Origin of the sequence: uncultured Parvibaculum sp. (genome assembly GCF_963975745.1) — a bacterium.
Taxonomy (GTDB): Bacteria; Pseudomonadota; Alphaproteobacteria; order Parvibaculales; family Parvibaculaceae; genus Parvibaculum.
In genome coordinates, this window is the sequence record NZ_CAXBIB010000024.1 from 18,171 (window position 1) to 40,766 (window position 22,596).

The 22,596-nt window shown below is 63.0% G+C and carries 31 protein-coding genes; 1 reads left to right on the forward strand and 30 read right to left on the reverse strand.

Features of this window, described 5'->3' with window-relative positions:
• Window positions 1-52 precede the first annotated feature (52 nt).
• From AAC071_RS15435 to AAC071_RS15480, 10 genes are all read right to left on the reverse strand, one after another.
• The gene (locus AAC071_RS15435) at window positions 53-766 is read right to left on the reverse strand and encodes a hypothetical protein (protein ID WP_339834256.1); all 714 of its coding nucleotides are present in this window, start codon (window positions 764-766) and stop codon (window positions 53-55) included.
• 228 nt (window positions 767-994) lie between these two features.
• On the reverse strand, window positions 995-1,834 hold the full coding sequence (locus AAC071_RS15440; protein WP_339834258.1) for a methyltransferase domain-containing protein: 840 nt from the start codon (window positions 1,832-1,834) through the stop codon (window positions 995-997).
• Window positions 1,821-2,633 carry a class I SAM-dependent methyltransferase gene (locus tag AAC071_RS15445; protein ID WP_339834260.1) on the reverse strand — a complete coding sequence of 271 codons (813 nt, stop codon included), beginning with the start codon at window positions 2,631-2,633 and terminating at the stop codon, window positions 1,821-1,823. The genes AAC071_RS15440 and AAC071_RS15445 overlap by 14 nt, the downstream gene beginning before the upstream one ends.
• Window positions 2,634-3,007: 374 nt before the next feature.
• The gene (locus tag AAC071_RS15450; protein ID WP_339834262.1) at window positions 3,008-3,862 is read right to left on the reverse strand and encodes an MBL fold metallo-hydrolase; all 855 of its coding nucleotides are present in this window, start codon (window positions 3,860-3,862) and stop codon (window positions 3,008-3,010) included.
• Window positions 3,863-3,911: 49 nt separating this feature from the next.
• Window positions 3,912-4,565, reverse strand: a complete 654-nt coding sequence (locus tag AAC071_RS15455; RefSeq protein WP_339834264.1) for a DUF2459 domain-containing protein — start codon at window positions 4,563-4,565, stop codon at window positions 3,912-3,914.
• Window positions 4,552-5,181, reverse strand: coding sequence for a trimeric intracellular cation channel family protein (locus AAC071_RS15460; RefSeq protein ID WP_339834267.1), 630 nt, complete (start codon window positions 5,179-5,181; stop codon window positions 4,552-4,554). Before AAC071_RS15460 ends, AAC071_RS15455 begins: the two co-directional genes overlap by 14 nt.
• 359 nt (window positions 5,182-5,540) lie before the next feature.
• Window positions 5,541-6,548, reverse strand: a complete 1,008-nt coding sequence (locus AAC071_RS15465; RefSeq protein ID WP_093359454.1) for a sodium:calcium exchanger — start codon at window positions 6,546-6,548, stop codon at window positions 5,541-5,543.
• Window positions 6,545-7,657, reverse strand: coding sequence for a cytochrome P450 (locus AAC071_RS15470; protein WP_339834279.1), 1,113 nt, complete (start codon window positions 7,655-7,657; stop codon window positions 6,545-6,547). Before AAC071_RS15470 ends, AAC071_RS15465 begins: the two co-directional genes overlap by 4 nt.
• Before the next feature lie 265 nt (window positions 7,658-7,922).
• Window positions 7,923-8,399 (reverse strand): signal peptidase II, encoded by a 477-nt coding sequence (lspA, locus tag AAC071_RS15475; protein WP_022699196.1) that lies wholly within the window; start codon window positions 8,397-8,399, stop codon window positions 7,923-7,925.
• Window positions 8,396-9,268 (reverse strand): cation transporter, encoded by an 873-nt coding sequence (locus AAC071_RS15480; RefSeq protein WP_022699195.1) that lies wholly within the window; start codon window positions 9,266-9,268, stop codon window positions 8,396-8,398. The genes lspA and AAC071_RS15480 overlap by 4 nt, the downstream gene beginning before the upstream one ends.
• A 47-nt stretch (window positions 9,269-9,315) precedes the next feature.
• On the opposite strand from AAC071_RS15480, the gene AAC071_RS15485 reads away from it, so the two are divergent.
• Window positions 9,316-9,663: a metalloregulator ArsR/SmtB family transcription factor gene (locus tag AAC071_RS15485; RefSeq protein ID WP_022699194.1), complete on the forward strand. Its 348-nt coding sequence runs from the start codon at window positions 9,316-9,318 to the stop codon at window positions 9,661-9,663.
• A 28-nt stretch (window positions 9,664-9,691) separates the two neighbouring features.
• Here AAC071_RS15485 and AAC071_RS15490 read toward each other — a convergent pair whose 3' ends face one another.
• The 20 genes from AAC071_RS15490 to AAC071_RS15585 form a co-directional block, all read right to left on the reverse strand.
• Window positions 9,692-10,423, reverse strand: a complete 732-nt coding sequence (locus AAC071_RS15490) for a cytochrome c biogenesis protein CcdA (protein WP_339834285.1) — start codon at window positions 10,421-10,423, stop codon at window positions 9,692-9,694.
• Window positions 10,420-10,848: a hypothetical protein gene (locus tag AAC071_RS15495; RefSeq protein WP_293486485.1), complete on the reverse strand. Its 429-nt coding sequence runs from the start codon at window positions 10,846-10,848 to the stop codon at window positions 10,420-10,422. Before AAC071_RS15495 ends, AAC071_RS15490 begins: the two co-directional genes overlap by 4 nt.
• A 59-nt stretch (window positions 10,849-10,907) precedes the next feature.
• Entirely contained in the window at window positions 10,908-11,519 is a 612-nt protein-coding gene (locus tag AAC071_RS15500) for a hypothetical protein (RefSeq protein WP_293218462.1), read from the reverse strand.
• Window positions 11,516-11,959 (reverse strand): copper chaperone PCu(A)C, encoded by a 444-nt coding sequence (locus tag AAC071_RS15505; protein WP_339834295.1) that lies wholly within the window; start codon window positions 11,957-11,959, stop codon window positions 11,516-11,518. Before AAC071_RS15505 ends, AAC071_RS15500 begins: the two co-directional genes overlap by 4 nt.
• Window positions 11,956-12,612 (reverse strand): SCO family protein, encoded by a 657-nt coding sequence (locus AAC071_RS15510; protein WP_339834296.1) that lies wholly within the window; start codon window positions 12,610-12,612, stop codon window positions 11,956-11,958. Before AAC071_RS15510 ends, AAC071_RS15505 begins: the two co-directional genes overlap by 4 nt.
• 49 nt (window positions 12,613-12,661) lie before the next feature.
• On the reverse strand, window positions 12,662-12,949 hold the full coding sequence (locus tag AAC071_RS15515) for a hypothetical protein (protein ID WP_339834298.1): 288 nt from the start codon (window positions 12,947-12,949) through the stop codon (window positions 12,662-12,664).
• Between the two features lie 25 nt (window positions 12,950-12,974).
• Entirely contained in the window at window positions 12,975-13,250 is a 276-nt protein-coding gene (locus tag AAC071_RS15520) for a hypothetical protein (RefSeq protein ID WP_293218471.1), read from the reverse strand.
• A 3-nt stretch (window positions 13,251-13,253) separates the two neighbouring features.
• The gene (locus AAC071_RS15525) at window positions 13,254-13,775 is read right to left on the reverse strand and encodes a TlpA disulfide reductase family protein (protein WP_339834301.1); all 522 of its coding nucleotides are present in this window, start codon (window positions 13,773-13,775) and stop codon (window positions 13,254-13,256) included.
• The gene (locus AAC071_RS15530; protein ID WP_339834303.1) at window positions 13,772-14,350 is read right to left on the reverse strand and encodes a DsbE family thiol:disulfide interchange protein; all 579 of its coding nucleotides are present in this window, start codon (window positions 14,348-14,350) and stop codon (window positions 13,772-13,774) included. Before AAC071_RS15530 ends, AAC071_RS15525 begins: the two co-directional genes overlap by 4 nt.
• On the reverse strand, window positions 14,347-14,832 hold the full coding sequence (locus AAC071_RS15535) for a cytochrome c (protein ID WP_339834304.1): 486 nt from the start codon (window positions 14,830-14,832) through the stop codon (window positions 14,347-14,349). The genes AAC071_RS15530 and AAC071_RS15535 overlap by 4 nt, the downstream gene beginning before the upstream one ends.
• A complete protein-coding gene (locus tag AAC071_RS15540; protein ID WP_339834307.1) occupies window positions 14,829-14,957 on the reverse strand; it encodes a hypothetical protein in 129 nt (42 codons plus the stop codon). Before AAC071_RS15540 ends, AAC071_RS15535 begins: the two co-directional genes overlap by 4 nt.
• 4 nt (window positions 14,958-14,961) lie before the next feature.
• On the reverse strand, window positions 14,962-15,465 hold the full coding sequence (locus tag AAC071_RS15545) for a DUF411 domain-containing protein (protein ID WP_339834309.1): 504 nt from the start codon (window positions 15,463-15,465) through the stop codon (window positions 14,962-14,964).
• 11 nt (window positions 15,466-15,476) lie between these two features.
• The gene (locus tag AAC071_RS15550) at window positions 15,477-16,409 is read right to left on the reverse strand and encodes a hypothetical protein (RefSeq protein WP_339834311.1); all 933 of its coding nucleotides are present in this window, start codon (window positions 16,407-16,409) and stop codon (window positions 15,477-15,479) included.
• Between the two features lie 138 nt (window positions 16,410-16,547).
• On the reverse strand, window positions 16,548-16,892 hold the full coding sequence (locus AAC071_RS15555) for a hypothetical protein (protein ID WP_339834313.1): 345 nt from the start codon (window positions 16,890-16,892) through the stop codon (window positions 16,548-16,550).
• Between the two features lie 99 nt (window positions 16,893-16,991).
• Window positions 16,992-17,387, reverse strand: coding sequence for a Cu(I)-responsive transcriptional regulator (gene cueR, locus AAC071_RS15560; protein WP_339834315.1), 396 nt, complete (start codon window positions 17,385-17,387; stop codon window positions 16,992-16,994).
• A 177-nt stretch (window positions 17,388-17,564) separates the two neighbouring features.
• Window positions 17,565-20,117: an NAD-dependent epimerase/dehydratase family protein gene (locus AAC071_RS15565; RefSeq protein WP_339834317.1), complete on the reverse strand. Its 2,553-nt coding sequence runs from the start codon at window positions 20,115-20,117 to the stop codon at window positions 17,565-17,567.
• Between the two features lie 253 nt (window positions 20,118-20,370).
• Entirely contained in the window at window positions 20,371-20,805 is a 435-nt protein-coding gene (locus AAC071_RS15570; protein ID WP_339834319.1) for a CBS domain-containing protein, read from the reverse strand.
• Window positions 20,806-21,340: 535 nt separating this feature from the next.
• On the reverse strand, window positions 21,341-22,015 hold the full coding sequence (locus AAC071_RS15575; RefSeq protein WP_339834322.1) for a D-Ala-D-Ala carboxypeptidase family metallohydrolase: 675 nt from the start codon (window positions 22,013-22,015) through the stop codon (window positions 21,341-21,343).
• 74 nt (window positions 22,016-22,089) lie between these two features.
• Window positions 22,090-22,377 carry a DUF6127 family protein gene (locus AAC071_RS15580; protein ID WP_339834324.1) on the reverse strand — a complete coding sequence of 96 codons (288 nt, stop codon included), beginning with the start codon at window positions 22,375-22,377 and terminating at the stop codon, window positions 22,090-22,092.
• 19 nt (window positions 22,378-22,396) lie between these two features.
• On the reverse strand, window positions 22,397-22,596 hold a 200-nt coding region (locus AAC071_RS15585; RefSeq protein ID WP_339834326.1), incomplete at its 5' end, for a hypothetical protein.

The following is a 22,596-nucleotide window of genomic DNA, read 5'->3' on the forward strand; positions in this document are numbered from 1 at the left end:
CCCACCATATCAATTATCGCAACTTCCGGAGGCGAAGGAAGGGCCTCGCCCGTCAGCCCCGCGATGCCACCAGCATCCGCCGTACACCCTTCTGAAATTCGAACGGCACTTCCTGCAACGCACAGCGCACACCATCCCGGTCCAACGCCCGCATCACGCCCGGCAAATGGCTCGACGGTCGACCGTCGAGATTGAACAACGGGAAAATCCGCACCTCATCTGCAACGCGCAGAAGTTCCAGTACGGCGGCCACATGAAAATCGAAATCAAGCACATCGCCATAGAGAAAGAGAAGGTGCGAGGAAAGCGCCAACCTGAACGAGCCATCGGCAAACGGCAGATTGGGCAGCGACGCAGGCATATAGCGCCCCGTCGCCTTTCCCGCTTCGAAGTCGGCCAGAAACAGCGCCAGCGCCTCCCGCCGCAGCCGATGAACGGCTTCCTCCGAGCCATAATAACTCCAGTTGAAACGATAGGCAGCACGGCGTATGCCCTCGCGCATCGCGACCGCGGCCGCCTCGAATTGAGCGGCAATAGCCTCGCCTGGAAAGCGGTAAAGCGGGTCTGCTGCGACGACCCGCATCCCCACCGACGCAGCCTCCACCGCAAAGGACGATGGCCCGCCCCCCACATCCAGCACCGGGCCAGCCCCGGCCATGTCGTCGAGCGCAAAGAACGCCTGATACTCCCGGAGACGCCGTCCCCACGGCACGACGCCGTCGAGATCGAACTCCGGCAGTGAAATACGCTGCATTTCCGTGACCATCTTCAGCTCCTCGAAATCCGGAACCGCATCCGGGAGGCGCCTTCGATGGAAAACCGCAAACGAAAAGGCCGCCTCCAGCGGGGGCGGCCTTGTCCGGGTCAAACGACAGACGACGAACCGGGGCCACCCTCTAGGTGGTCCACCATGCGCCATTGATGCGGATCGGTTCGATCATCGTCCTGTCCTTGCGCCGGGATATCCGGCGGCGGCAAATCTATGCCCACGGCCTCATTTTGCCAAGCGGTAATGCATGACGCCCCAGGCGAGATAGCCCTTGTCGGCCCCGTCCACCCAATGTCCGAGCCCCTTGATCATATTGTCGAGATAGTCGCGGGACGCAATGTCCGACAGCCGTTCGTAACCCTCGGTCAGCTCGCGGGCGACCCGCGCATAGTGCCGGCGAAGCTGATGCGTCATCTCTCTGACTTCGACCTTCTCGAATCCGCGCGCCGAAAGTTCCGTCTCGTAGAAGCCGAAGCTGCCGAGCGTTTCGAGATGGATACGGTCAAGGATCGGCTGCAATACGCCGTCAGGGCAATCGTCCGCCTGCATCGGATCGGTAAAGATGAATTGCCCGCCGGGTCTCAGCACCCGAGTCACTTCATCGAGAACGCGCCGCCTGTTGCCACTGTGGAGGATCGCATCCTGCGACCACACGAAGTCGAAGCTCTTGTCGTCTGCCGGAATGTTCTCGAAATCGCCATGCAGAACGTCGACCAATCCGTCGAGCCCCGCCTTGTGCGTCAGCTCGCGGTTGAGCCGGTTCTGCGTCTCACTGATGTTGACGCATGTCACATGGCATCCCCGCGTCTTTGCCAAATGCCGCGCCGCGCCGCCATAGCCCGCACCGATGTCGAGCACACGATGCGCCGGCCCTAGCCCCTTCAGCATCGACGCCAGCGTTTCGTCGTTGCGATGACTCGCCGCGACGATCGGCTCGTCATCGTTTTCGTACATGCCGATATGGATGTCTTCACCGCCCCAGACATGGAAATAGAACGCGTCCGCATCCGGGCTGTCATAATAGGCCTCAGCCTGTTCGACCGCCGTTGATCTAGCTTTCGCCATGATAGGTCTTCTCCGCAACATGGATGAAAAAGTCGGCTTCCTCGTCCTTGTAGGTTTCCTGGAAGTCGCCATAGGTCACGACTTTCTGGAATCCTATTTCGTGCATCAACCGTCGCGTATAGTTCTTGCGCAGCGGAAACATGTTGAGGTGGTAGACACTCTTGTCGGGAAACTCGTATCGGAATCGGGCAAGACTCTCGTCGACATGCTCAGGCTCGGCCGTCACCTGGTCGCCGCAATAGTAATATTTGTGCTTGGTGCTGAAACCATTGTCGAGGATGGCGTCGTAGTTGCGTTGATCGAGAATCAGCAGTCCGTCGTGCTTGAGTGCGGCATAGAATTCGGCCAACGCCCGGCGCCTGTCGCGTTCTTCGAAGAGATGCGTAAACGAGTTCCCGAGACAGATGATGGCATCGAACTTTCCGTGTACATCCTTGTTGAGCCAGCGCCAGTCGGCATGAACCGTCTGCAGCACGAATCCATGATCGCGTCCATTGGCGAAGGCCTTGGCCAGCATTTCGGCGCTTCCATCGACGCTCGTCACATCGAACCCGGCCCGCAGCAATTGCACGGAGTTGAATCCCGTGCCGGTGGCGACATCGAGAATCTTGTGTTTTCCCCGTGACTTCAGAATATCGATGAAGAACTGCCCCTCGCTCTCCGCTCGACTTTCCCAACCGATCAAGTCGTCCCATTTCTCGACGAAGGATTCCACATACTCATGCTGGTAGTGATCCGTCTCACGCACTGCGAGCGGGTCGTCCCCGAACTCTTGTTTCTTGTTGGTGATTGGTTTCATCGGAATTTCCTTCGGGAAATGTTGGATACATTGCGCACGCGCGTTCCCGCTGCCGCTCAAAATCCAAACGGTCTCGACAGACAAGATGTCGACACCTATGAAAATCGGTTTCTTTTGCCCGCAATGAATGTCGCGCAAGACGCACGAAACGGGCCGCATCCCGTACAAGCCGTCGACAGAATCAAACGGCCGAAGCGACAGGTGTCGCAGGAATGCGACTGAGGACACGCATCATATGAAAGCACATGATGCGAGGTAATGCCCACTCAGCGCTTACAAACTAACAAAGCAGACGTGTGGGATCAACCTTCGAGAGAAAAAGCCTCTGAAAAGCCGGATAAATGCCGTCAATAGTGACTTGGCCGCAAAGACAATCAAACATCAAGGCGAAATGCATCGCCTTCACGCTCGATATGGCCCGCCGTGGGAGTCGCAAAATGCGTACCTATAATGAGCACACCTGAACCCGCGAGCCGCGCAAACACTTCACGACGCGTCCTTGTCGACTGCGATTGATCGAAATCGACCGTCGCGGCCCAATCAGGACGCGCCATTTGACAGGGATGGTGAACAAAATCTCCTGTAATCAAGGCCTCTTCGCCTTTCGATGAAATGCGCACACTGACATGACCGGGCGTATGTCCCGTTGTCGGAACCAGATTCACTTCATCGCAAAGGCGATGATCCGTCTCGACAAGGTCGACAAGGCCGGCATCGAAGACCGGCTGCACGGAATCGGAGAAAACCGCGCGCTGTTCGGCATTGTCTGTTTCATTTTCCCAGTAGTTGAATTCTTCGCGCGCCATCAGGTACCGAGCATTGGGAAAGGTCGGCACCCATTCTCCGTCGACAAGCATCGTGTTCCAGCCGACATGGTCGACATGCAAGTGGGTACACATCACGATGTCGATACTCTCGCGCGCAAAGCCGGCTTCGGCCATGTCCTGCAGAAAAGAGCTCTGCAAACGGTTCCATCCTGGAACATGGCGGCCCTCCTTGTCGTTTCCGAGACAGGTATCGACAACAATCCGATGCGTCGGCGTCTGTACGACGAGGGCATGAACGCTCATCCGAAGCTGGCCGTTTTCATCGACGAAATGAGGTTGCATCCACGCGTACGGCGCTACAGCGTCGGGCGTTGCGTCGGGCAGGATGAACTTTGACCCGCCAGTTGCCTCCAGTTCCAGGATCTTGGTGATCGTGACATCTCCAATCTTCCATATGCTCATGCCGACCTCCCGATTGTTCGCCAAAATCTGTATGTGAAGCGCAACGGCATCAATTCATCTTGGTCGCACGCAACTGAACCATGACATCCTCGGCGCGCTGAGCGCCAGCGGCATTGATATCGATTCCCCCGGCCGCCAGCGCGCGTGCCGTCCAGGTGTTGCACGTATTAAAGAGGTGAAATCGACCTGTCGCCGGATAGAACATGCTGAAAGGATAGAGCCCGCGCGCACTCGGCCATACGCGTTTTTCACCACCCCGCTCAAAGCTGTCATGGATATAATCGACAACTGCAATGAAGTCGTCTCTGTCGAGCAAAATCGATATTGCCTCGACACCACTGAACACCTCATCGGGCTTCCTGTTGAGGGGTGAAACGTGGATGACGGCCGGCCCTGGGACGACCGCCCGCAATGTTGTGCCAAGCCCCGGATCGGGCGCGGGATAGAACGCGGCGTCGCCCCAGCCAAACTCGAGATATCCGGCGCCTCCAAAATCTCTCGCCTCCGGTATACGTTCATCGGGAAGATCACGAACGGCTATGATGATACCGGTATGCCACCCGTTGCTGGAAACGAAAATCTCTCGTTTCTCCTCCACCTCGCCCCAGGCCGGGCGTAGCGGCACCAGAAGCAACAGAATGATGAGGACGGAAAGAAAGTGACCCCGCGCACTTCCGTCGCCGGAATGCCTAGCGGTCGTCATCCGGCTCGACCTTGAGCGTCGGAATCGACCAGTCGTAAAGAATGGCCAGCAGCCGGATGATGAGCACCGCAGCTATCGTCCCCCAAAGTCCGAGAACCGGATTGACGCCATAATGGTCGGCAGCGACATAGAGCACAGCCCCCGTCAACGCCGCCAGCGCATAGACTTCCCGCTTGAGGATGATCGGCGTCCGATTGGCCAGCACATCCCGGATGATGCCACCGACGATGCCTGTCACCACGCCCATGATGACCGCGACAAAACCCGACGTTCCGATTTCAAGCGCCTTGCGGGTGCCCAGCGCCACGAAAACGGCAAGCCCGACGGCGTCGGCAATCGCAACAGGACGGCGAACCTTCTGTGCCCAGCGGGCCAGCGGTATCGTCGCCAAAGCCGTCGCGGCTGCCACCGCGATGTACCATGACTGACCAATCCAGAAGACCGGCACATCGAGCAGCAGGTCGCGCAATGTGCCGCCGCCCACAGCGACAATGATGCCCAGCACCATCACCCCGAACCAGTCCATCTGCCGCTCGCCGGCCACAAGCGCACCTGACGCCGCAAATGCCGCGATACCGATGAACTGCAGGGCCATCAGAAGGTGAAGATGAATCATGACGCAACACTAGCGCCATGTCGGCGAGCCGTCACTCGAAGGCATCCAGCCGGACATCGAGGATACGATGCTGAAAATGGCGGAGGGGATGGGCCTGATATCCAACCTTCTCCACCACAAGTCTTTGATTTTGCATGGAAGAAGCACGCGCCCAAAGAATGCGCTTACTGAATTGAGCCGTCGGCGGCTGCTCCGTGCAATCGGAACACATTCCTTCCAACGGTAGCTTCTTCCATCGATGCCCTTTCCTACAGCCTACAGCTAGTGCTTTGACACTAGAGGTTTGGTACATCGCGATGCCGTCAGGGGAGAGCGGCATCCACTCCATCTCTGGCAGACTTTGCCCCGATCTTCGCAAGTCAACCGGAGCCGAAGGGGCGCACCCAAAAGACGACCAGGACCACGTAAACGGCATAGACGACCGGGAAGACCAGCACCTGCCACCGCCGGAAGCCGGTTTCGCGCCCGCCCCACCAGAGAAGCGCCGCATAGAGCGCAGGCATAATCGCCACGAAGGCCAGGCTTACCCAGTACAAATGCAGATTACCGATCGGCATTGCGATGATCGTGAGCGGGATGAAGGCGATGGTCATTGTCGCCGCCATGTCGCCTATAACGTCGGTCACCGCCGCCGTGATCTGTCCCTTGCGGGCAAGGCTCCATGTGGCGAAAACCTCCGGCAGCGCCGCCACGGGCGCAGTGATGAACAAGCCGCCGACGATCTTCTGAATACCAAGGGCGCTCACGATCTGCTCGGTCGAGAAGACGATGAAATAAGCCCCGACCGCAAGCGCGGCCACGCCGCCGCCCGCGAACCATTGTTCGCGCCGGGTCCATTCGACTCCCTGCCCCTCCTCGCGACCGCGCAAAAGCGCCTGCGCGAGGTAAGCCAGATAGGCTAGAAGCAGAATCCAGCCGTCAACCGGCTGAAGGCCCCGCCACGGCGCCGGAAGAGTGAGCAGTGCGACCAAGGCCAGAATGCCGAGATAAGGCAGCGCCTGCACCGTGATCGCGCCGGGGTCCACGGGCAGGAAGTGCTCGCGCAGATCTCGTTCGTGATCGCCGTGCTCGTTGCCGAGTTCCTTCTTACGGGTGGCGAGATAGGCGGTGACCACGAGAATTGGCACAACTATGATGTTGGCGCCCAGCATGGCTCCCAGTCCAATATCGGCAACTCCGCGGATGGCGCTCGTGACGTTGATGCCGATCTCCGGGCTTGCGGTGGCAAGTCCGATAAACGAGCCTCCAGCGGCGACGGAGAAGCCCCACTGCCGCCGCAGCTTCTTTAGTGGGTCGGCCAGGTGTTCCGCCCCCCAATGCGCCAGCCATACGGCAGCAAGAAGAACTCCGGCCCAGACAGCAATCACGACTCACTCCGAGGTCTGACATTACTCATCATGAACCGGCTCTTCGGTATGGCCGGCAATCTCGCTGTATCGATCTGCAGATCCTGATCCGGCACGTCGTAATCGACAGTTGCCGCGAGAAACCCGCAGGAGACTTTCATAAGCTCAATCGTGATCCACTCGCCGGGGCAGCGGTGGTTGAGGGTGTGGTCGCCGCCTCCCTGCGGAATGAAATTGAAGGGACTGCCATCCCAATCCCGAAAGCGCTCCGGCCGGAACTCCTCCGGCGCATCCCAGGCTCGCGGATCGCGATTGGTGCCGTAGAGGTCCAGCATCACGCGCCGTCCCCGCGGAAACCGATATCCGTTCCATTCGAGATCACGCCTTGCGCGCGCCAGCACCGCGGGAAAGAACGGATAGAAACGCCGAACCTCCTGCACGAAGAACTCCAAACTCTCATCGTCGGTCCGAAGCTCCTGGCGACAGGCCGGAAAACGATGCAGAGCGTGCGCGGCGAATGTTATGAATACGGAGACGGCGACGGTCGGCCGCAAGATGTTCAGCAGTTCCACCGCGGCGACGCGTGGACTCAACAGCGCACCGTCCAGGTCCCGCCATGTGGCGATCACACGCGCCGCGCTGTCTTCCGGTGGGTTCAGGCGGCCGGCACGAACCTGCTCTATGACGTCCTCGATCCACCGCTCCGAGCCCTTGCGGGACAGGCGCGACCACCAGTGCCTCGGTCCGATCGCCCCCGCGTCGTCGAACAGCGCCGTCAGCTGTGTGGTGCGCCGACTCACCTCCGGTTCGGGCAGTGGAACGCCGGCCCATGCGCAAACGGCTTTCGTCAGGAGCTCTTGCACCTCATCATAAAGGACGACCCGGTCCATCGCTGCCCATTTCCGAGCGTAGACGCGCCACAGGCCGTCGACCAGCTCTCGCAAATGGTCGATCCGCTCGGGCGCCATGAGCGACATGAACATCTGCTTGCGGTGTCGGTGCGCTTCGCCGTCCATCCCCTGAACCCCGCCCCGTCCGAAGAGGGTCTTCTGGATCCGGCCCGGCGTAGCGCCCCGCCGGACGAACAGGTCCTGCCGATAGAACAGTTCGGCCGCCTCCGGCCCGGTCATGCAGATCGTCTTGCGGAGCAGGATTCGCGCGAGGAAGAGATCGGACCGGTAGCGTCGGCACCTTTTCGAGACAAACCCGTAGGGGTCCAGGAGCAGAGCGATCGTGCTATCGAGACTTCGGTCGGGCGGGATCCGAGGCACCGGCTATTCTCCAAACCTGACGGGAGGGGCCGGAGGTAGTCGCCTCTGAAGGACTGCTCCGCACCGTTCGCCACTGGTGCCTCCGTTGCAGGGCCGGCCTTTGCTTGCGGCGGTTTGCTCGCTCTCAAGCTTCCGCACGTCTTCTCTCGTCCTTCGCGCGAAAGCTGTCCAATATGAGCAGGGCGGCGCCACAGACCACCGCCACGTCGGCAAGGTTGAAGGCCGGCCAATGGTAGGCCCCCAGATGGAAATCGAGAAAGTCGGTGACCGCTTGAAAGCGCATCCGGTCAGCCACATTGCCCAGAGCGCCGCCGATGATCAGCCCAAGCGCTGCGCTGACCACCCGGCCTTGCGCTCGCCACAGCCAGACGGAAAGCCACGCCACAATGGCGAAGGCAAGCAGAACCAGAGCCCACCAAGGCACGATCCCGCTGAGCATCCCGAAACTGACACCGCGGTTTTCCACGAGGACGAGGTTCAGAACGGGGAGCAACTCGACGCCGTTCGCCAAGGCCGGCGAGCGAAGGGCGAAGGCCTTGCTGCCCTGGTCCAGAGCGAACGCCGCTACAGCGCAGGCTATGCCAACCCCGCGGACGTTCATGCAACCTCCCGCAGGTCGGCTCTCGCATCCCGGATGATCGACGATGACGAATGCAGGAACAGTCCGGCTATGATGGCCGCGACAACGAGATCGGGCCAGGCTGTCCCCGTCCAGGCGACCAGACCCGCCGCCACGACGACCGCCGCATTTCCTATGGCGTCGTTGCGTGAGAACAGCCAGACCGCTCGCACATTGGCGTCCCCGGTCCTGTGCGGCAGAAGCGGAAGAACTGCGACCACGTTGACGACGAGTGCGATCACGGCGAAGAGACCCATCAGCCCGGCTTCGGGCTGCTGCTGCACCAGCACGCGGTAGGCAGTGTTGGCGAGGACCCCGAGACCGAGCGCGCCAAGAAAAAGGCCTTGGATCATGGCGGAACGGGCGCGCCAGACCAGACTCCATCCGATCGCGAGCACCCCGAGGAACGTGATTAGGCCGTCACCGAGGAAATCGAGCGCATCGGCTTTCAGCGCCTGCGAGCTGGAGATGAACCCGCCGACCATCTCGATGACGCCGTAGCCGACATTCAGCAGAATGACGATCCACAGTGCTCGCCTGTAAGCTGGCGTGATGTGGCTCAAGTCCTTCGGGAGATCGTCGAGGTCGCCTTCGTGATCGACATTGAGGCCGTCCAGACGGTCCAGCCGGTAGCCGATCCCCGCAACGGCGCGCTCCACTTCCGGCAGCTGCACGCCCGGATCGGACACATGCAGCGTCATGACCTGCGTTGCGGTCGAGACCTTCACTGCCTCCACGCCGACCGATCGAACCGCTTTCTCGATCTTTGCGGCGCAGGAGGGGCAGTCCATCCCTGTGACGCGATACCGGGCCATCTCTTCGGCATTGTGGATCAGGTCTGGGCTGCTCATTAGACTCTTCCTATCATTGGCACGATAAGGTATCACTGAGGGCTGATATGTCTAGTGTAGAAATCCAATCCGGGGATAGGGAAGACTCCGAGGTCTGCCTGAAGCGGGCCAAGCTTCTTAGGGGCTTCGCCGATTCCTCCCGACTGGCAATTCTTCAGGCGCTGAGGGACGGTCCTCTGTCGGTGGGGGAGATCGTCAGAGCGACAGGTCTCTCGCAACCCAACGCGTCGAACCACCTACGCTGCCTGAGCGAATGCGGTCTGGCGGTGGGAGAGCAACGGGGACGCCACGTCCATTACCGCTTGACTGACCCGCGGATTTCCCAGCTGCTTGAGCTCCTGGACGAAGTACTGACCGGCGTGGCGACTGGGGTTGAGAATTGCCAGAACTACTAGCCCGCAAGTACATATGCTGCCCGCTCGTTCAGCCGATCCGCGCAAGGACCGGGAAGGCGTCCAGGAGCCAGTAGGCCAGTGCACTTAGCCGACCAGTCACCATGGCCAGCCCCATCAGAATCATGACGCCTCCCGCAGCCTGATTCAGGCGGCGACCCCAACGACCAATGCCCCGCAGCTTGCCGGCAATGGCGTCGGTGAAGCCCGCAACAATGAGAAATGGGATGCCGAGACCCGCCGAATAGAACGAGAGCAGAGTGATCCCGTCGGCGACGGTTGAACTGGCTGCGCTGGCCGTGAGAATGGCGCCTAGGATCGGACCAATGCACGGCGTCCAGCCGAACCCGAAGGCAAGCCCGAGGACGTAAGAGGAGACCGGTTTCCCGCCCGGGAGGTCGAGATGGAAGCGCATATCCCGTTCCATGGCCGAGAAGCGCGCAGCTCCGATCATGAACAATCCAAACAGGATCACAATCCCACCACCGATGATGTTGAGCTCGTAGCGCCAGCGCAGCAGCGCCTGACCGAGCGCCGTGGCGGAGGCGCCGAGTGCAATGAAGATCGTGGAGAAGCCGAGGACAAAGCAGAGGCTGAGCCACACCGCCTGCCTCCTCGACGGCGCCTTCTTGCCGGAGACCGTTCGCCCGGCGACGTAGGAGACGTAGCCGGGAACGAGCGGCAGGACGCAAGGCGACAAGAAGGAGATCGCGCCCGCCAGCAGTGCTGCCGAAACCCCAAGGAGGGAAAGGTCGACCATCATGCGCCCGGCCGCAGTCCGAGAGCGCCTCGCGGGAGCCGCAGGGCCGCAAGGTAGGCGAAGGTGGGAACGATCACCCACTGCAACAGCGGCGTGAGACCCGCGTCGAGGATCGGAACGACCGGCATGATCTCCCGATAGGCCCAGGCCGCTCGAACGACGATGTTCAGCCATTCGCTGAAGACCGTGTAGGCGACGCCGAACGCCACAGCCACGACCAGGACCCGGCGTACCCGTTCGAAAGGCCACGTCGCATCCCCAACCAGGAAGAGCGACAAGAGCATCGTGCTCATGGCGATGAGAATGTCCCCACCCGTGCAATGCACGATCGCGAAGGCGATCTCGCCCCAGGTTCCCTCCAGCCAGATGGTGTAGAGGGGGATGTGGCCGATCTCCCAGACCAGATGTGCGACGGCCGAGAACAGCACGTATCTCCGGAGAACCAGGAGCCAGTCTGGTGCGGATGCTCCGTGAATGGCCGCGCTCGTCATCTGACCAGCCCCAGGACACGATCCAGAAGACCCGGCTCGGGCGGGCGGGCGTTGCTCAAGCCATTGATGTAGAGGACCATGTTCACATAGCCGAACTCCTCACCGTGGAAGATGCCGGCGTGACGCCCGCCGCGGTCGAGAACATGGGCCTCGGGGCTGATCTCTTCGCGCGAGGAAAGCTCGGCAAAGCGTGTCGCCAGGGAAGCGGCTGTGGCGCCGTTGGACGGGTCTACGGTGATGAGGTTTGACGCGGCCGGCTTCTCGCCGCCGTCGCCGCCCTCGGTAACCGCAACGAACGAAACCATGTCGCGCATCGGTGTGACGTTCACCGCCTCCCGGACCTGAGCGAGCAGCGCCTGCTGCGCGGCGCAGGGATCCCCGCAGCCTTCGGGCACGAAGCTCAGGACCACGATCTGATCCGAGAGACCGCCGAGATCGAACGGTTCGCCGGAACCATCGACGACGTCGAGTTCCGGCGGACGCCGGACATCCGTGGCTTCGAAAGCAGGCTCCTTCTCCGCCACGGCTTCGTCGAGCCGGTCTTCCGGATGGTTGGCCAGGGCCGGCCCGGCAAGAAGCAGCACCACGAGGAAGATTACTGATTTCATGGCCGTTCCTCCGTGGGGCCCATCGCGCCGGGGCCGAGGACCGGGACGTCCACCGTCACCTCGCCTGCGCCTTCGAAGACCAGCGTCATGGGGAAGCTCTCCCCCTCCTCGAGCTTCCGCGAGAGGTCCATCAGCATCAGGTGCGAGTCGCCTAGGGCGAGCGTCACTGGTGTACCGGGGGAAACGTCCAGATCTACGATGTGCACCATGCGGGTGACGCCCGCAGAATCGGTCTCGACTCCGTGGAGCATCACGTGTCCGGCCACCGGGCTCGTCACTTCTAGCAACCGATCGGGCTCATCGCTGGTCAAGGTGAGGTAGGCGGCGCCTGGCCGCGAGGCGAGAACGCTGGCGCGGGCCCAAGCGTCGGTGACAATGATCTCGGCCTGCGCTGCCAGCGGCCAGGCGAAGGTAAGGAGGGATGCGGTGAGCAACTTCATTCCTGCTGTTCTTCCTTTTCGATCTGCATGAGGATTTCCTTGGCGACGGCTTCAGGCGGCTGGTCGCGTTCCTGAAAGACAGCCTCGAACCGCCCGTCTGGATCCATCAAGTAGATGTGGCCGGCATGCGCCATCATGTAGCCGTCGGGCGCGGTCTTCTCCTCGACCCGCTCGTACCAGGTTCGGAAGGCTTGCGCCGCCTCGGCCACCTGCGCCTCGGTCCCGGTCAGGCCGACAAGGCGGGGATGGAAGGCGGAGACGTATTCGGCCATCACCGGAACCGTGTCGCGCACCGGATCGACGGTGATGAAGAGCGGCGCCAAACGGTCTGCCTGAGGGCCAAGCAGATCAAGCACGCTTGCCATGTAGGCCAGCGTCGTCGGGCAAATGTCCGGGCAGTGGGTGAAGCCGAAGAATACAAGCTGCCATCTTCCGGCGAAGTCGGCCTCCGTCACGGCACGGCCGGTATGTTCCATCAGCGCGAACTCCGAGCGGATGTCCGCTTCTCCGACAGAAGTCGCTCGGGGTGCTGGCGGCGCCATGTACGTGCGCACCGTCAGCGCGCCGCCTGCCAGGAGCAGGAGAGCAGCCGCGCCGGCCCAGAGCGCCAGCCGGACGTGCCGGAGAGTTTGCGTGGTGGGTTTTGAAATCATTGTCCAACTCGGGATGGTCCGCCCGGGCCGGAACCCGGGCGGAGTGGTGTCAGCCGTCCTGCGGCTCGGCTTCCGGGGCCTGCATCTGGTCGGTCTTGGCCTGCATCATCTCGGTGCAGGCCTCCATCATCGGTCCCATTTTCTGCATCATCTCCATCATCGGCATCATGCCCTCCATACCGGACATATTCCCGCCCATCATGTTTCCGGGCGCGGCGTCCTGGTTCTGCATCATCTGATCGGATGGCTGGTCCCCGGCCTCCTGAGCGAGGGCGGCCGTGGTCAGGAGCGCCGCCAGAGCGGTCGCGGCAAAGCCGAGCTTGCGTGTGGTATTCATTGTCGTCTCCTTCAGGGTTTTGGGTTCAGTTCTTCGTCGGGTCCGGCTCTCCGGCCGGATTGCTCTTGCTCGCGCAAGATTTCGAGCCGCCCATCATGCAGAGCCCCAGCCCGCACATCACGGCGCAAGGTGCGAGGCTCAGGATCAGCGGCGCCGCACCCACGGCGGTGAGCCAGCCCCAGTTGAAGGCGAGACCTGCGCCGATCAGCGCCATCGCGGCGAGCATCAGGCCTCGACGGCCTAGCGGCAGTCGCAACGGGACGGCCCGTCGTGTTGCAGGCATGGTTGTCGTCTCGGTCATGGCCTACTGGCTCCTTTCGTCGATGAGGGACTGGATTTGGGCGACGGCTCCAGGGCTGTCCCATTGGGCCGGGCCGGCAAGGCGACCGCGCTCGTGCCCCGCGCGGTCGATCAGGATCGTCGTCGGCAGCCCCACCACGGCGAAGGCAAGCATCGCGCGAATGTCCTCGGCGAGGTACATGTCGAGGTGACGAACGCCTATCTCTTCGTAGAAGCGGCGCACGGGCTCGAGTCCCGCCCGATCGATCGATAGCGGCACGACGTGGAAGTCCGGCCCCCCAAGGCGTGCTTGAAGCGCATCGAGCGTCGGCATCTCCTCGCGGCAGGGTGCGCACCAGGTGGCCCAGATGTTCAGGAGCACGACGCGCCCTTCGAAGTCCGCAAGCGTCAGCTCGTGCCCGTCTCCGTCCACGAAAGGCGGCGACAGGAGATCGCGCGGAGCTCCATGCAGGGGCATCGTTGGCCGTGCGGCCGCGGGAGTCGCCGCGAGGGCCATCATTCCAGCGAGGAGTTCGCGACGCCTCATGAGCCGCGCTCTGACTGCAACCGGCGCACGACCGGCAGGATGTCGTCCTCAAGCACGCGCCTGTCAAAGGGGCCGACGTGCTTGTAGGCGATGCGTCCTTCGGCATCGATCACGAAGGTCTCCGGTAAGCCGTAGACGCCCCAGTCGATGGCCACGCGTCCCGATCTGTCCGCCCCGATGCGAGTGAAGGGATCGCCGAGCTCTTCGAGAAAGGCCAGCGCCTCTTCGGGATCGTCCTTGTAGTTGATCCCGTAGATCGGGACGGTGCCTGCTTCGGCCAGTTCCACGAAAAGCGGGTTCTCCGTGCGGCAGGGAACGCACCACGATGCCCACACATTGACGAGGGAAACCTGGCCCTGCAGGTCAGCCGAGGACAGGCCATCGTGCCGCCCTTCGATGGGTGGGAGCGCAAACTCCGGGACCTGCTTTCCGATCAGCGTCGAGGGCAATCGCTCGTCGTTGTTCCAGAGGCCCCAGTAGAAGGCCGCGGCCAGCACGCCGAACACCGCCAGCGGCAAAAGCAGAACCAGCCGGCTCCCCCGATGTTGAGGCTCTTGCTCGACATCCTCGCTCATGATCCGCCCTCGTCGTTTGCGGTGACGTCCGCCTGAAAGGCACGCTGCCGGTCCGGCCATGTGCTCTTGATGAATGCGAGCACCGCCCGGATCTCCGCGTCCGTCAGCACGCCCTCGAAGGCGGGCATGTCGCTCTCGTAGCCGGGCACGACGCCGCCGACCCCGAGCTTCGTGATGGTGAAGAGCTGCCGGTCGGCATGGTGCCAGGTGTGTCCGGTCTCATCGTGCGGCGGAGCCGGCATGCGGCCGCTGTCAAGCCGGCGCTTCCAGTCCGGTTGACCCTCGAGATCGGCGCCGTGGCACGACGCACAGTTCGCAGCATAGAGGTCCTGCCCAAGGGCGATTTCGTCCGCCGTCACGGGCTCGCCGAGGAAGGTCAGGCCGTCCATGTGCGCCTCGCCACCCTGCTGTTGCGCAAGCGCGGCGATGGCCGCCAGGCCCGCAACAGCGGCGCCGAAAAGGAGGGTCGCTTTGCGCTTCATCGCGGCCCTCGCAGGTATTTCACCAGCGCCACGAGGCTGAGGACGAGGACTACAACGACCAGAAGCAGCACGAGCCCGCCGCCGATCATCATCGCGCCCATCATCGGCCCGTTCATCATTCCCATGCACTCACTCATCGGAATAGACGGTGACCCCGTCCTCGCCGAAGGCGTAGGTCTTCAGAGTGCCGGTCTTCCCGGGCGCCATGCCGGGCGCGTTCGCCGGCATTCCGGGGAGCGTGATGCCGGCAATCTCCGGACGCTCGGTGACCAGTCGCTCGATGATCTCCACCGGCACAAGCCCGCTGACGTAGTAGCCGTCGATCTCGGCCAGATGGCAGCCGAGGCCTTGCTCCGGCACCCCGGCCTGGACGGAGCGTCGGTCGAAGTTCGGGTCGTCGATGCGCGTCACCTGATAACCGTTCCCTTCGAGGTATTCGGCATAGGCGTCGCAGCAGCCACAGCTCGGGTCGCGCCAGATCGTGATCTGCTTGGAGGGCACGGTCTGTTCCGTGGCGGCAGCATCAGTGGTGGTCGTCCGGCCCGAATCCTGCGCCGAGGACAACGTGGCGAAGGCGATGCCACCCGCGACTGCGACGGCTGCAATCGAGGTGAATGCAAAAGCGTTCTTCATGGTGAACTCCTTCAGATGGCCGCGAGCGCGGACCAGGTGGCGCCGCCGTCGCGGCTCTGCTTCAGGCCGCCATCCAGCGCAGCGACGATGTGGTCGGGATCGACCGGGTGCACCGCCACCGCGACGGCGAACCCGCCCGCGAGGTGCGACCAGACAATGCCGCCGTCGCGTGACGTCCAGACGCCTGACGGCAGGGCGGCGTAAAGCGTTCCGGGCGCGGAAGGCGCGCTGGCCAGCGCATGGATCGGCTCGCCCGCCGGAAGCGGCGCCTCCGATGGCGGAGCATGACCGGAAACCAGAGCGTCCATCGCGTCGCCCGGCTGGACATCCTGCCAGCGGCAGAAGCAGTCGGGAACGCGCGAAAGCCCTGTGTCGGTGCCGGCGTAGATCCAAATTCCGCCCATGCCGGTAGCGAGATCAACCGAGGCGAGCGCCAGAAGGTCTCGCTCGATCTCATTGAGCCACGGGCGATCCATGGCGAGGCTCCAGCTTTGGCCGGCGTCCTCGCTCTTCCAGAGGCCGTCGCCCCGGACCGCTGCGTAGATCACATCAGGCTGCCCGGCCGCGATGGCCACAGCGTCGACTTCACCTTCGGAGAGCCCGCGGGAGCGGCTTTCCCAGCTGCGTCCGCCATCCTCAGACAGGGCGACGCCGCCAGATGCGAGACCGGCAATGATGCGGCCCGGCCGCTCGGGGTGCGTCGCGAGAGCCAGGACGGCGGCAGGGACCGGCAGCCCCGTCCATGAGCTTCCGCCATCATCGCTGCGGAGCAGGTCTGAACCCGCCGCAAGCAGAGCGTCACCGTCGAAGGCGAGCGCCACCATTGCTGGCCTCAGCGGTTCAGCGGCATGCAGAACCTTTGGTAGCGCCAACACGCCGACCGCAGTGCCGGAATATAGAAGGAAACTGCGACGTGTCAGCCTCGGATAAGTTGGGCCGGGCATGGTAACTCCTGATCAAACCCTTGGTCCTCCGCCGCGGCCGGAAGGCACGCGACACGGGAAAGGACTGCACTTCGGGGCGCATCCGCCGCCGAGGCGCTCGATGACGTGCCGGCTGCGCGCGTGCCGCCGGGCGTCAGATCAGATGAGGGTTCGAGGAGGGTGCTTGGCTGGGGGGCTAGAAAGGCCGCAGAAGTCCTGCGTCACCGCGGGCCCAAGCGCCTCACGTGGAGACGAAACGATGCCATACGCCTGCGGCGCAACCACAGCTGCGAAACTGCCGGCTCCGCAGACGAGGTCGCACGCGAGACCCATTTCGCCCGCGCCGGTGTCATCACAGGCGTCGCAGTCGGACATCGGCATCGCAGCATCACCGGAGGCGATCATGGCGGCAGCCATATCTGCCGAGCCCGCTGCATGCGCAACCGAACTCACCGCGAACACGGCGAGGACGGCAACGAGAATCAGGCGGGCTACGAACTTCATTCGAGTACTCTAATCTGTATTGAGCCCGGTTTCCACCGAGCGGTGTTCGCAATCGGGTGAATGGCTGGACTTTATCGGTCTTCGAATAGTTTGATCCATTCAGGCCGTTCCGGAACGTGCAAGGTCGTTCATGATAGGACAATCGGGACGGTCATCGCCCTGACAGCGCACAACAAGATCACGAAGAGTCGCGCTTAGTGCCTGCAACTCGACAATCTTTTGGTCGATGTGGGCAAGGTGCTTTTCCGCTAGCCGCTTGACGTCTGAACTCGATCGCTGGCGATCGTCGTAAAGGGACAAGAGCGTCCGGCATTCTTCGATAGTGAACCCGAGGGATCGAGCGCGAGCCAGGAAGGCCAGCTTGTGCAGGTCCAAAGATCCGAACTCTCGGTACCCATTCTCGCTGCGCGAATGCCGAACAAGCCCGATGTCTTCGTAGTACCGAATGGTCTTGGCTGGCAGGCCGCTCCGTTCCGACACATCCCCGATGTTCATGGCCGCGCCACCTCTCGTTCTGTCCCTAGACGAGCACATAGGGCTTCCACTTACTGGAAGGTCAAGCGAAGGGAAAAAAAGATTCAGAAGGCATCCCGACGAACCTTCAGGAGACGGCTCCGCCCTCTGGGCGTTTCTCGACTTGCGAAGACGACATGCTGAGCCCGGTGACATCCATCACACAATGTACCTGTCCCAACTTCCATAATGCTCCTTGCTGCGGCGCCCGCGGGGGAGGCTCAGCGGGATCAAGACAAGGCCAGAAGCCATCCCCAGAAGACTTCCCGCGATGCTTCCGCCGTCCAGAAAGAGCGGCGCGACGATCAGCCACAATCCAAAGAGAATGTTGAGAAGCCTCAGCGGACGCGCCACCTCGGCCCAAGCGATAACGGCAGTGGTCAGCACCAGCGCGCCTATGAGGTGATCGCTGTTCGCGAGCGCCGCTTCATTGTCGAAAATCGCCCGCGAGAGCATCAGGAAGGCTCCGATGCCGGCGCTAAGCCCCAAGGTCCAGGGCACGGTGACGCCGCGTGCGCTCTGCCGGAAGATCTCTGAGGGCTTCGCGTCGAAGCTCATTTCTCCGCCCGTGCGGCCGCCGGGCAGCGCGTCGCCCCGGAAGAAGGCGCGCCAGAAGGGCCGGCCGCGCCGCGTGTTCCAGATCATGAACTGGATCATGGCGACGATCTCATCCAGCGAGAAGGGAATCATGATCAGCATCGCCAGCGCAGCCATGAGGCAGATTGTGCAATAGGTCCCGATGGCGATTGGCTGGATGATGATGAAGTAGATGCTGACAACGCCGAGTGGCCCCACCACAATTCCGAAGAGCGCCACCATCCAGGGCATGGTGCGCCAGCGCAGGCGGCTTCCCATGGCGCCCATGAGGATCTCGAACATGTAGCTCATGGCGCCAAGCCCCCCGTCGGCTACTGGCCAAGCCTTCGAGACGTTGGAGGTGATGATGTATTCGGTGCCGTTGAGTGCCGAGGGCGAGGAGAAGAACGGTTCCCATACCCCGTCGATGTGGCCAAGCTGATAGGCCGTAAGGATGCGCGACAGGATGAAGCCCACCGCACCCAGTGCGATGATCGGAAGGCGCTGGACATATGTCGAGGGGCAGTAGGTCCAACCGGGAGGGATGTCGGTATTGTCCATCATGCCTTCGCGTGACATGCCGGGCATCATCGGGATCAGGATGGTCAGCGCGATTACCAGCGCGCCGATGAGCGTATGGTTGGCATAGACGGCCGCATCCGGCGTCCAGAAGATAAGCGGTGCGGCCAGAAGCCAGACGCCTAGCGCGGCATTCGCCCACTGCGCCCAGCCCATGCCGGGGCGGAGCGAAAGGGCGGCGAAGACCATGATGGCGAGTCCAGTGAAGACGTCGTTCCAGGCCGTCAGCCAGCTGCGCGTGGCGGCGGCCCAGAGGCCGCGATCTTCTGTCACGCGCAGCACGGCGGCGCTAAATTCGGTCTGGTCGAAGGTGCCGAAGACCGACGGCGCGGTGGCGAGCCAGAGCCCCAGCCCCATAACCAGCCAGTGTACCCAGAGCATCGAGAAATGCATCTGCCGCATGTGGGCCGTATGCTCGCGGTCGTTCGCATCCTGCTCGGCCGGGGGCGGCGCCTCGTCAGCCTCTTCCTCGGCGGCGGCCTTCTCGACCTTCGCCCCAGAGACGCGGGCAGCGTTCAGGCCGTTGCTGCGATACCAGTGGAAGGGGTCGTCCTTCAGCTTCTCGACGATGCGGGGGATGTCGTCGCGCAGGCTGTGCCGCGGCGTCCATCCGAGGTGCCCCTTGGCGGCCGTGAGGTCGAGTTCGTAATGATCGCTGGAGATGTCCACCATCCAGGCGCGGATGAAGGCGTTCTCGCCGAACACCCGGTTCTCGATCCAGGCTCCCAGCTTGGCCAGTCGCGGCGGAACGTTCCAGGTGATCCAGTCTTCGCCGTGCAGCTCCCGGCCGATCAGGCGCTGGAGCTCACCGAAGGGCACGGGCTTCTCCTCGCCCAGCAGCACCGGGAAAACGTCTGGCAGATCGGAGCGCCGATCGACGATCCGCTCCACGGCGTCGAGCAGATCCTCGAGATGCAGGAAGGCCTGTCCCCGTGCCAGATCTCCAGGATAAACCTTGCCGCTGAACCGTTGCTCGTGAATGCGGGCGATCTGATGGGCGAGGAAGGTCGAACGGCCGGCATCGTCGTAAACTCCCGCCGGCCGCATCAGCACGAGCTTTTCCTTGCCCCGCTCCGCGCGCAACATGGCTTCCGTGCGGATCTTCGAGGCGCGATAGGGCAGCTTCGCGTCGAAGGGGTGATCTTCGGCGATCGGCCGCCCCGGCTCGGTCGGGGCGTGGGCGAGCATGGTCGAGGCGAAGACGAACTGCTCCAGCTCGAACTCCTGAAGCCCCGCCAAAAGACGCTTGGTCCCCTCAACTGTCACCGCGTTGTAGGCGGGGCTTTCCTCCCCCGTCAGGTCGAAATAGGCGGCGAGGTGAATGCAGGCGGCGATGTGGTCGCCATAGGCGAGGCGCACGCGCGCAAGCGCCTTGTCCACGCTCGCCTGATCGGTGATGTCGAAACAGACGCATTCGGCCTGATGCGGCGGGTGGGGCGGCGAATGCCGGTCCAAACCGACGACCCGGTAGCGCTCATGCAGCCTCCGCACCACCGCAGAACCAAGGTACCCGCTCGAACCCGTGACGATGACGACCGGTTCGCCCTTGTCCTCCATCGATGCCTCCGCCAGCGGCTATTTCCGCAGGTACTTGATCAGTGCGGCGACTACGAGGATCAGCACCACCACTGCGATGAGCCAGAAAAGACCCATGCCGAACATCATACCGTCGCCCATCATGGCGTTGCCTCTTGCTTCATTTTAGATGCGCTCCGTGGCCAGTGCGGCCTCCAACCAGGTTCTATCGATCGTTGTGGGGCCGCCTGTGTAGTCTGGGGCGGCAGAGTGTCTAAACGGCCCTGCCGCTCCGTCAGCAGCAGCCCGACTTCCCCTGCGGCTTCGAAATCTCCTGCACGAGATCCGCCGTCTCCTGACCGCTGGCACCGCGAGCAACGTCCGCTTGGGCGACCATTCCGCAGCACTTTCCGTTCTCATCTGTAACGATTGCGCGCCTCACCTGGCGCTCCTCCATCTTATCGCAGCACGCCGACACGTCCTCCTCCGGAGTTGTGGTTAAGACGTCTGTGGACATGACCTCGGAGACCGGGGTGTCGCTTCCTTTCCCCTCTGCGACGGCGCCGCAGCAGATGTCGCGGTCGGTGACGATTCCCACCGGCTCCCCCGATTCGTTAAGAACCGGAAGCGAACCAACCGACTTCTCGGCCATGATTTTCGCGGCATCCCGGATCGTGTCGGCGCGGCCGCAGCAGGCGGGGTCGCGGCTCATGATTTCCTGAACTTGCATGGCTGTTCCTCCTTGATGACGAACCCCCAACGACTTAACTCCCGGCTTGTTCCGAGCCAGGGTCGTGAGCGCTCTGGACAGACCTATGCTGGGCCCGCGGATTACCCCGCGGCAAGCAGAGGAGCGATCACCCCGAGTTCTACTCGGACCTCTCCGCGCAACTGCGAAAGTTAGCGCCGACGAGAAGCCTCGCAGGCACCCGCTGGCAAGTTCAGGCGGCGCGGGGCAGGTCAATTTGCTAATGCCCTGCACACGAGCCCTTCGCAGACGAGCGTTTCGCAGACATCATGACGGCACTCCATCATTCAATTGTGCCCATGGAAAGAGCAACCAGAGCGATGCCTGACGCAACCCTTCGGCCGAAGGTCCGTTGCCGGCGACCGGTATCCTGCCTGCTCGACAAGATGTTCAATCTTCCCACCCCGCTGATTCAGGAATATCTGGAGGAACAGAAGGATCGCCAGTGCGGTGACGCCGTAGCGGAGCACCGTGCGCGCCCACGCCGATCCGGTAAGCGTCGCGACAAGTGCGCCGATCATCGCCGCCCCCGCTTCCAATCGTCGAGCCGAGCGTAGATCGTGACCGCGATCCCCCCGACAGCGACGGCGATGAACACCCAGCGCAGGGTGTCGAGATACGGCACTAGCGGCAGGATTGCGGATTGGGTCTCCGCCAGGACGCTCTGCGCGACCTCGACCCCAGCTGCGCCCAGCGTCGCCATGCCAGCCGCCCCTCCACCCTTCATGGTGCGGCTGTCGGCCAGCACTTCGCGCGCGGGCGGCGTTTCGGCTGCAAATGCGGTCGCCCGGACCGGGAACCGCTCGCCCCACTGGCGCGGGGGGCCGAGGTCGACGTGCATGAAGCCCGAGCGCGGGTAGAAGCCGAAGCCGAGGAACCCGACCGCCCGTGCCGCTGCCTCGAACGCCACCGGGTCGTGGTTCGCCATCGCGATGTCGAAGGCGGCGCCGTCGAGGTGCTTGGAGCGGGTCGCGCCACCGACGGCGCGGTTGTGCTCTGGGCTGCGATACGCGGAGCGGACGATCATCGGCTTGCCCAGCCGGTCACGCAACGCCTGCAGCTTGTCGAGCGCAGCTTCGTTGACCAGCAGCTTGCCGGTGCCCCGGCAGGCGATTTCGGCCGGGCTGAAATTCGGCCAGCGCCAGGTGCCCGCAGGCACATCGCGCCAATGGCGGTGGAAGGTCGTGGTCATGGGGGTCCTCCAAAATGAAAAACCCGCCTCAAAGGGCGGGTGCGGTCGGTCGAACGGGGCGGATGGCGCATGGTCTACGGGCTGCCGCCGAAGATCTTCAGCTTGATGGCGATGCCGGCGAGCAGCGCCAGCATCACGCCTGTGGTGATTATGCGGACGGCGGTCTGCATCGCGGTGCGGCGCACCAACCGGATGCAATCCACGAGGGAGCGCAGATCGCGGATGTCGAGCGCGGCCTCGTCGCCGTCGAGGCCGACGTCGGCCAGCGCGCGTTTCGCGCCTTCCTCGGCCGCGCGGGCCAGGATGGCCTCGAACTCGGCGTCTGGCATGCGCACGAAGCCCTCGGATCGGGGTGGGTTCATCAGATCCTCCTTCCGCCGCTCAGCCGACCTTGCAGCCCCAGAAGGACGTGTGATCGGCCGCGAAGTAGCCGTCCGCGACCCGGAAATACCCCTGCAGCTCGACGGTATCGCCGGCTGTGAGCGGCACCATGGTCTGCAGCCAGATCGCGGTGGCGAGTGAGACGTGGGTGGCGGAGATTTCGCCGAGGGAGCCGCGGATTTCGGTGGTGCCGTTCAGGA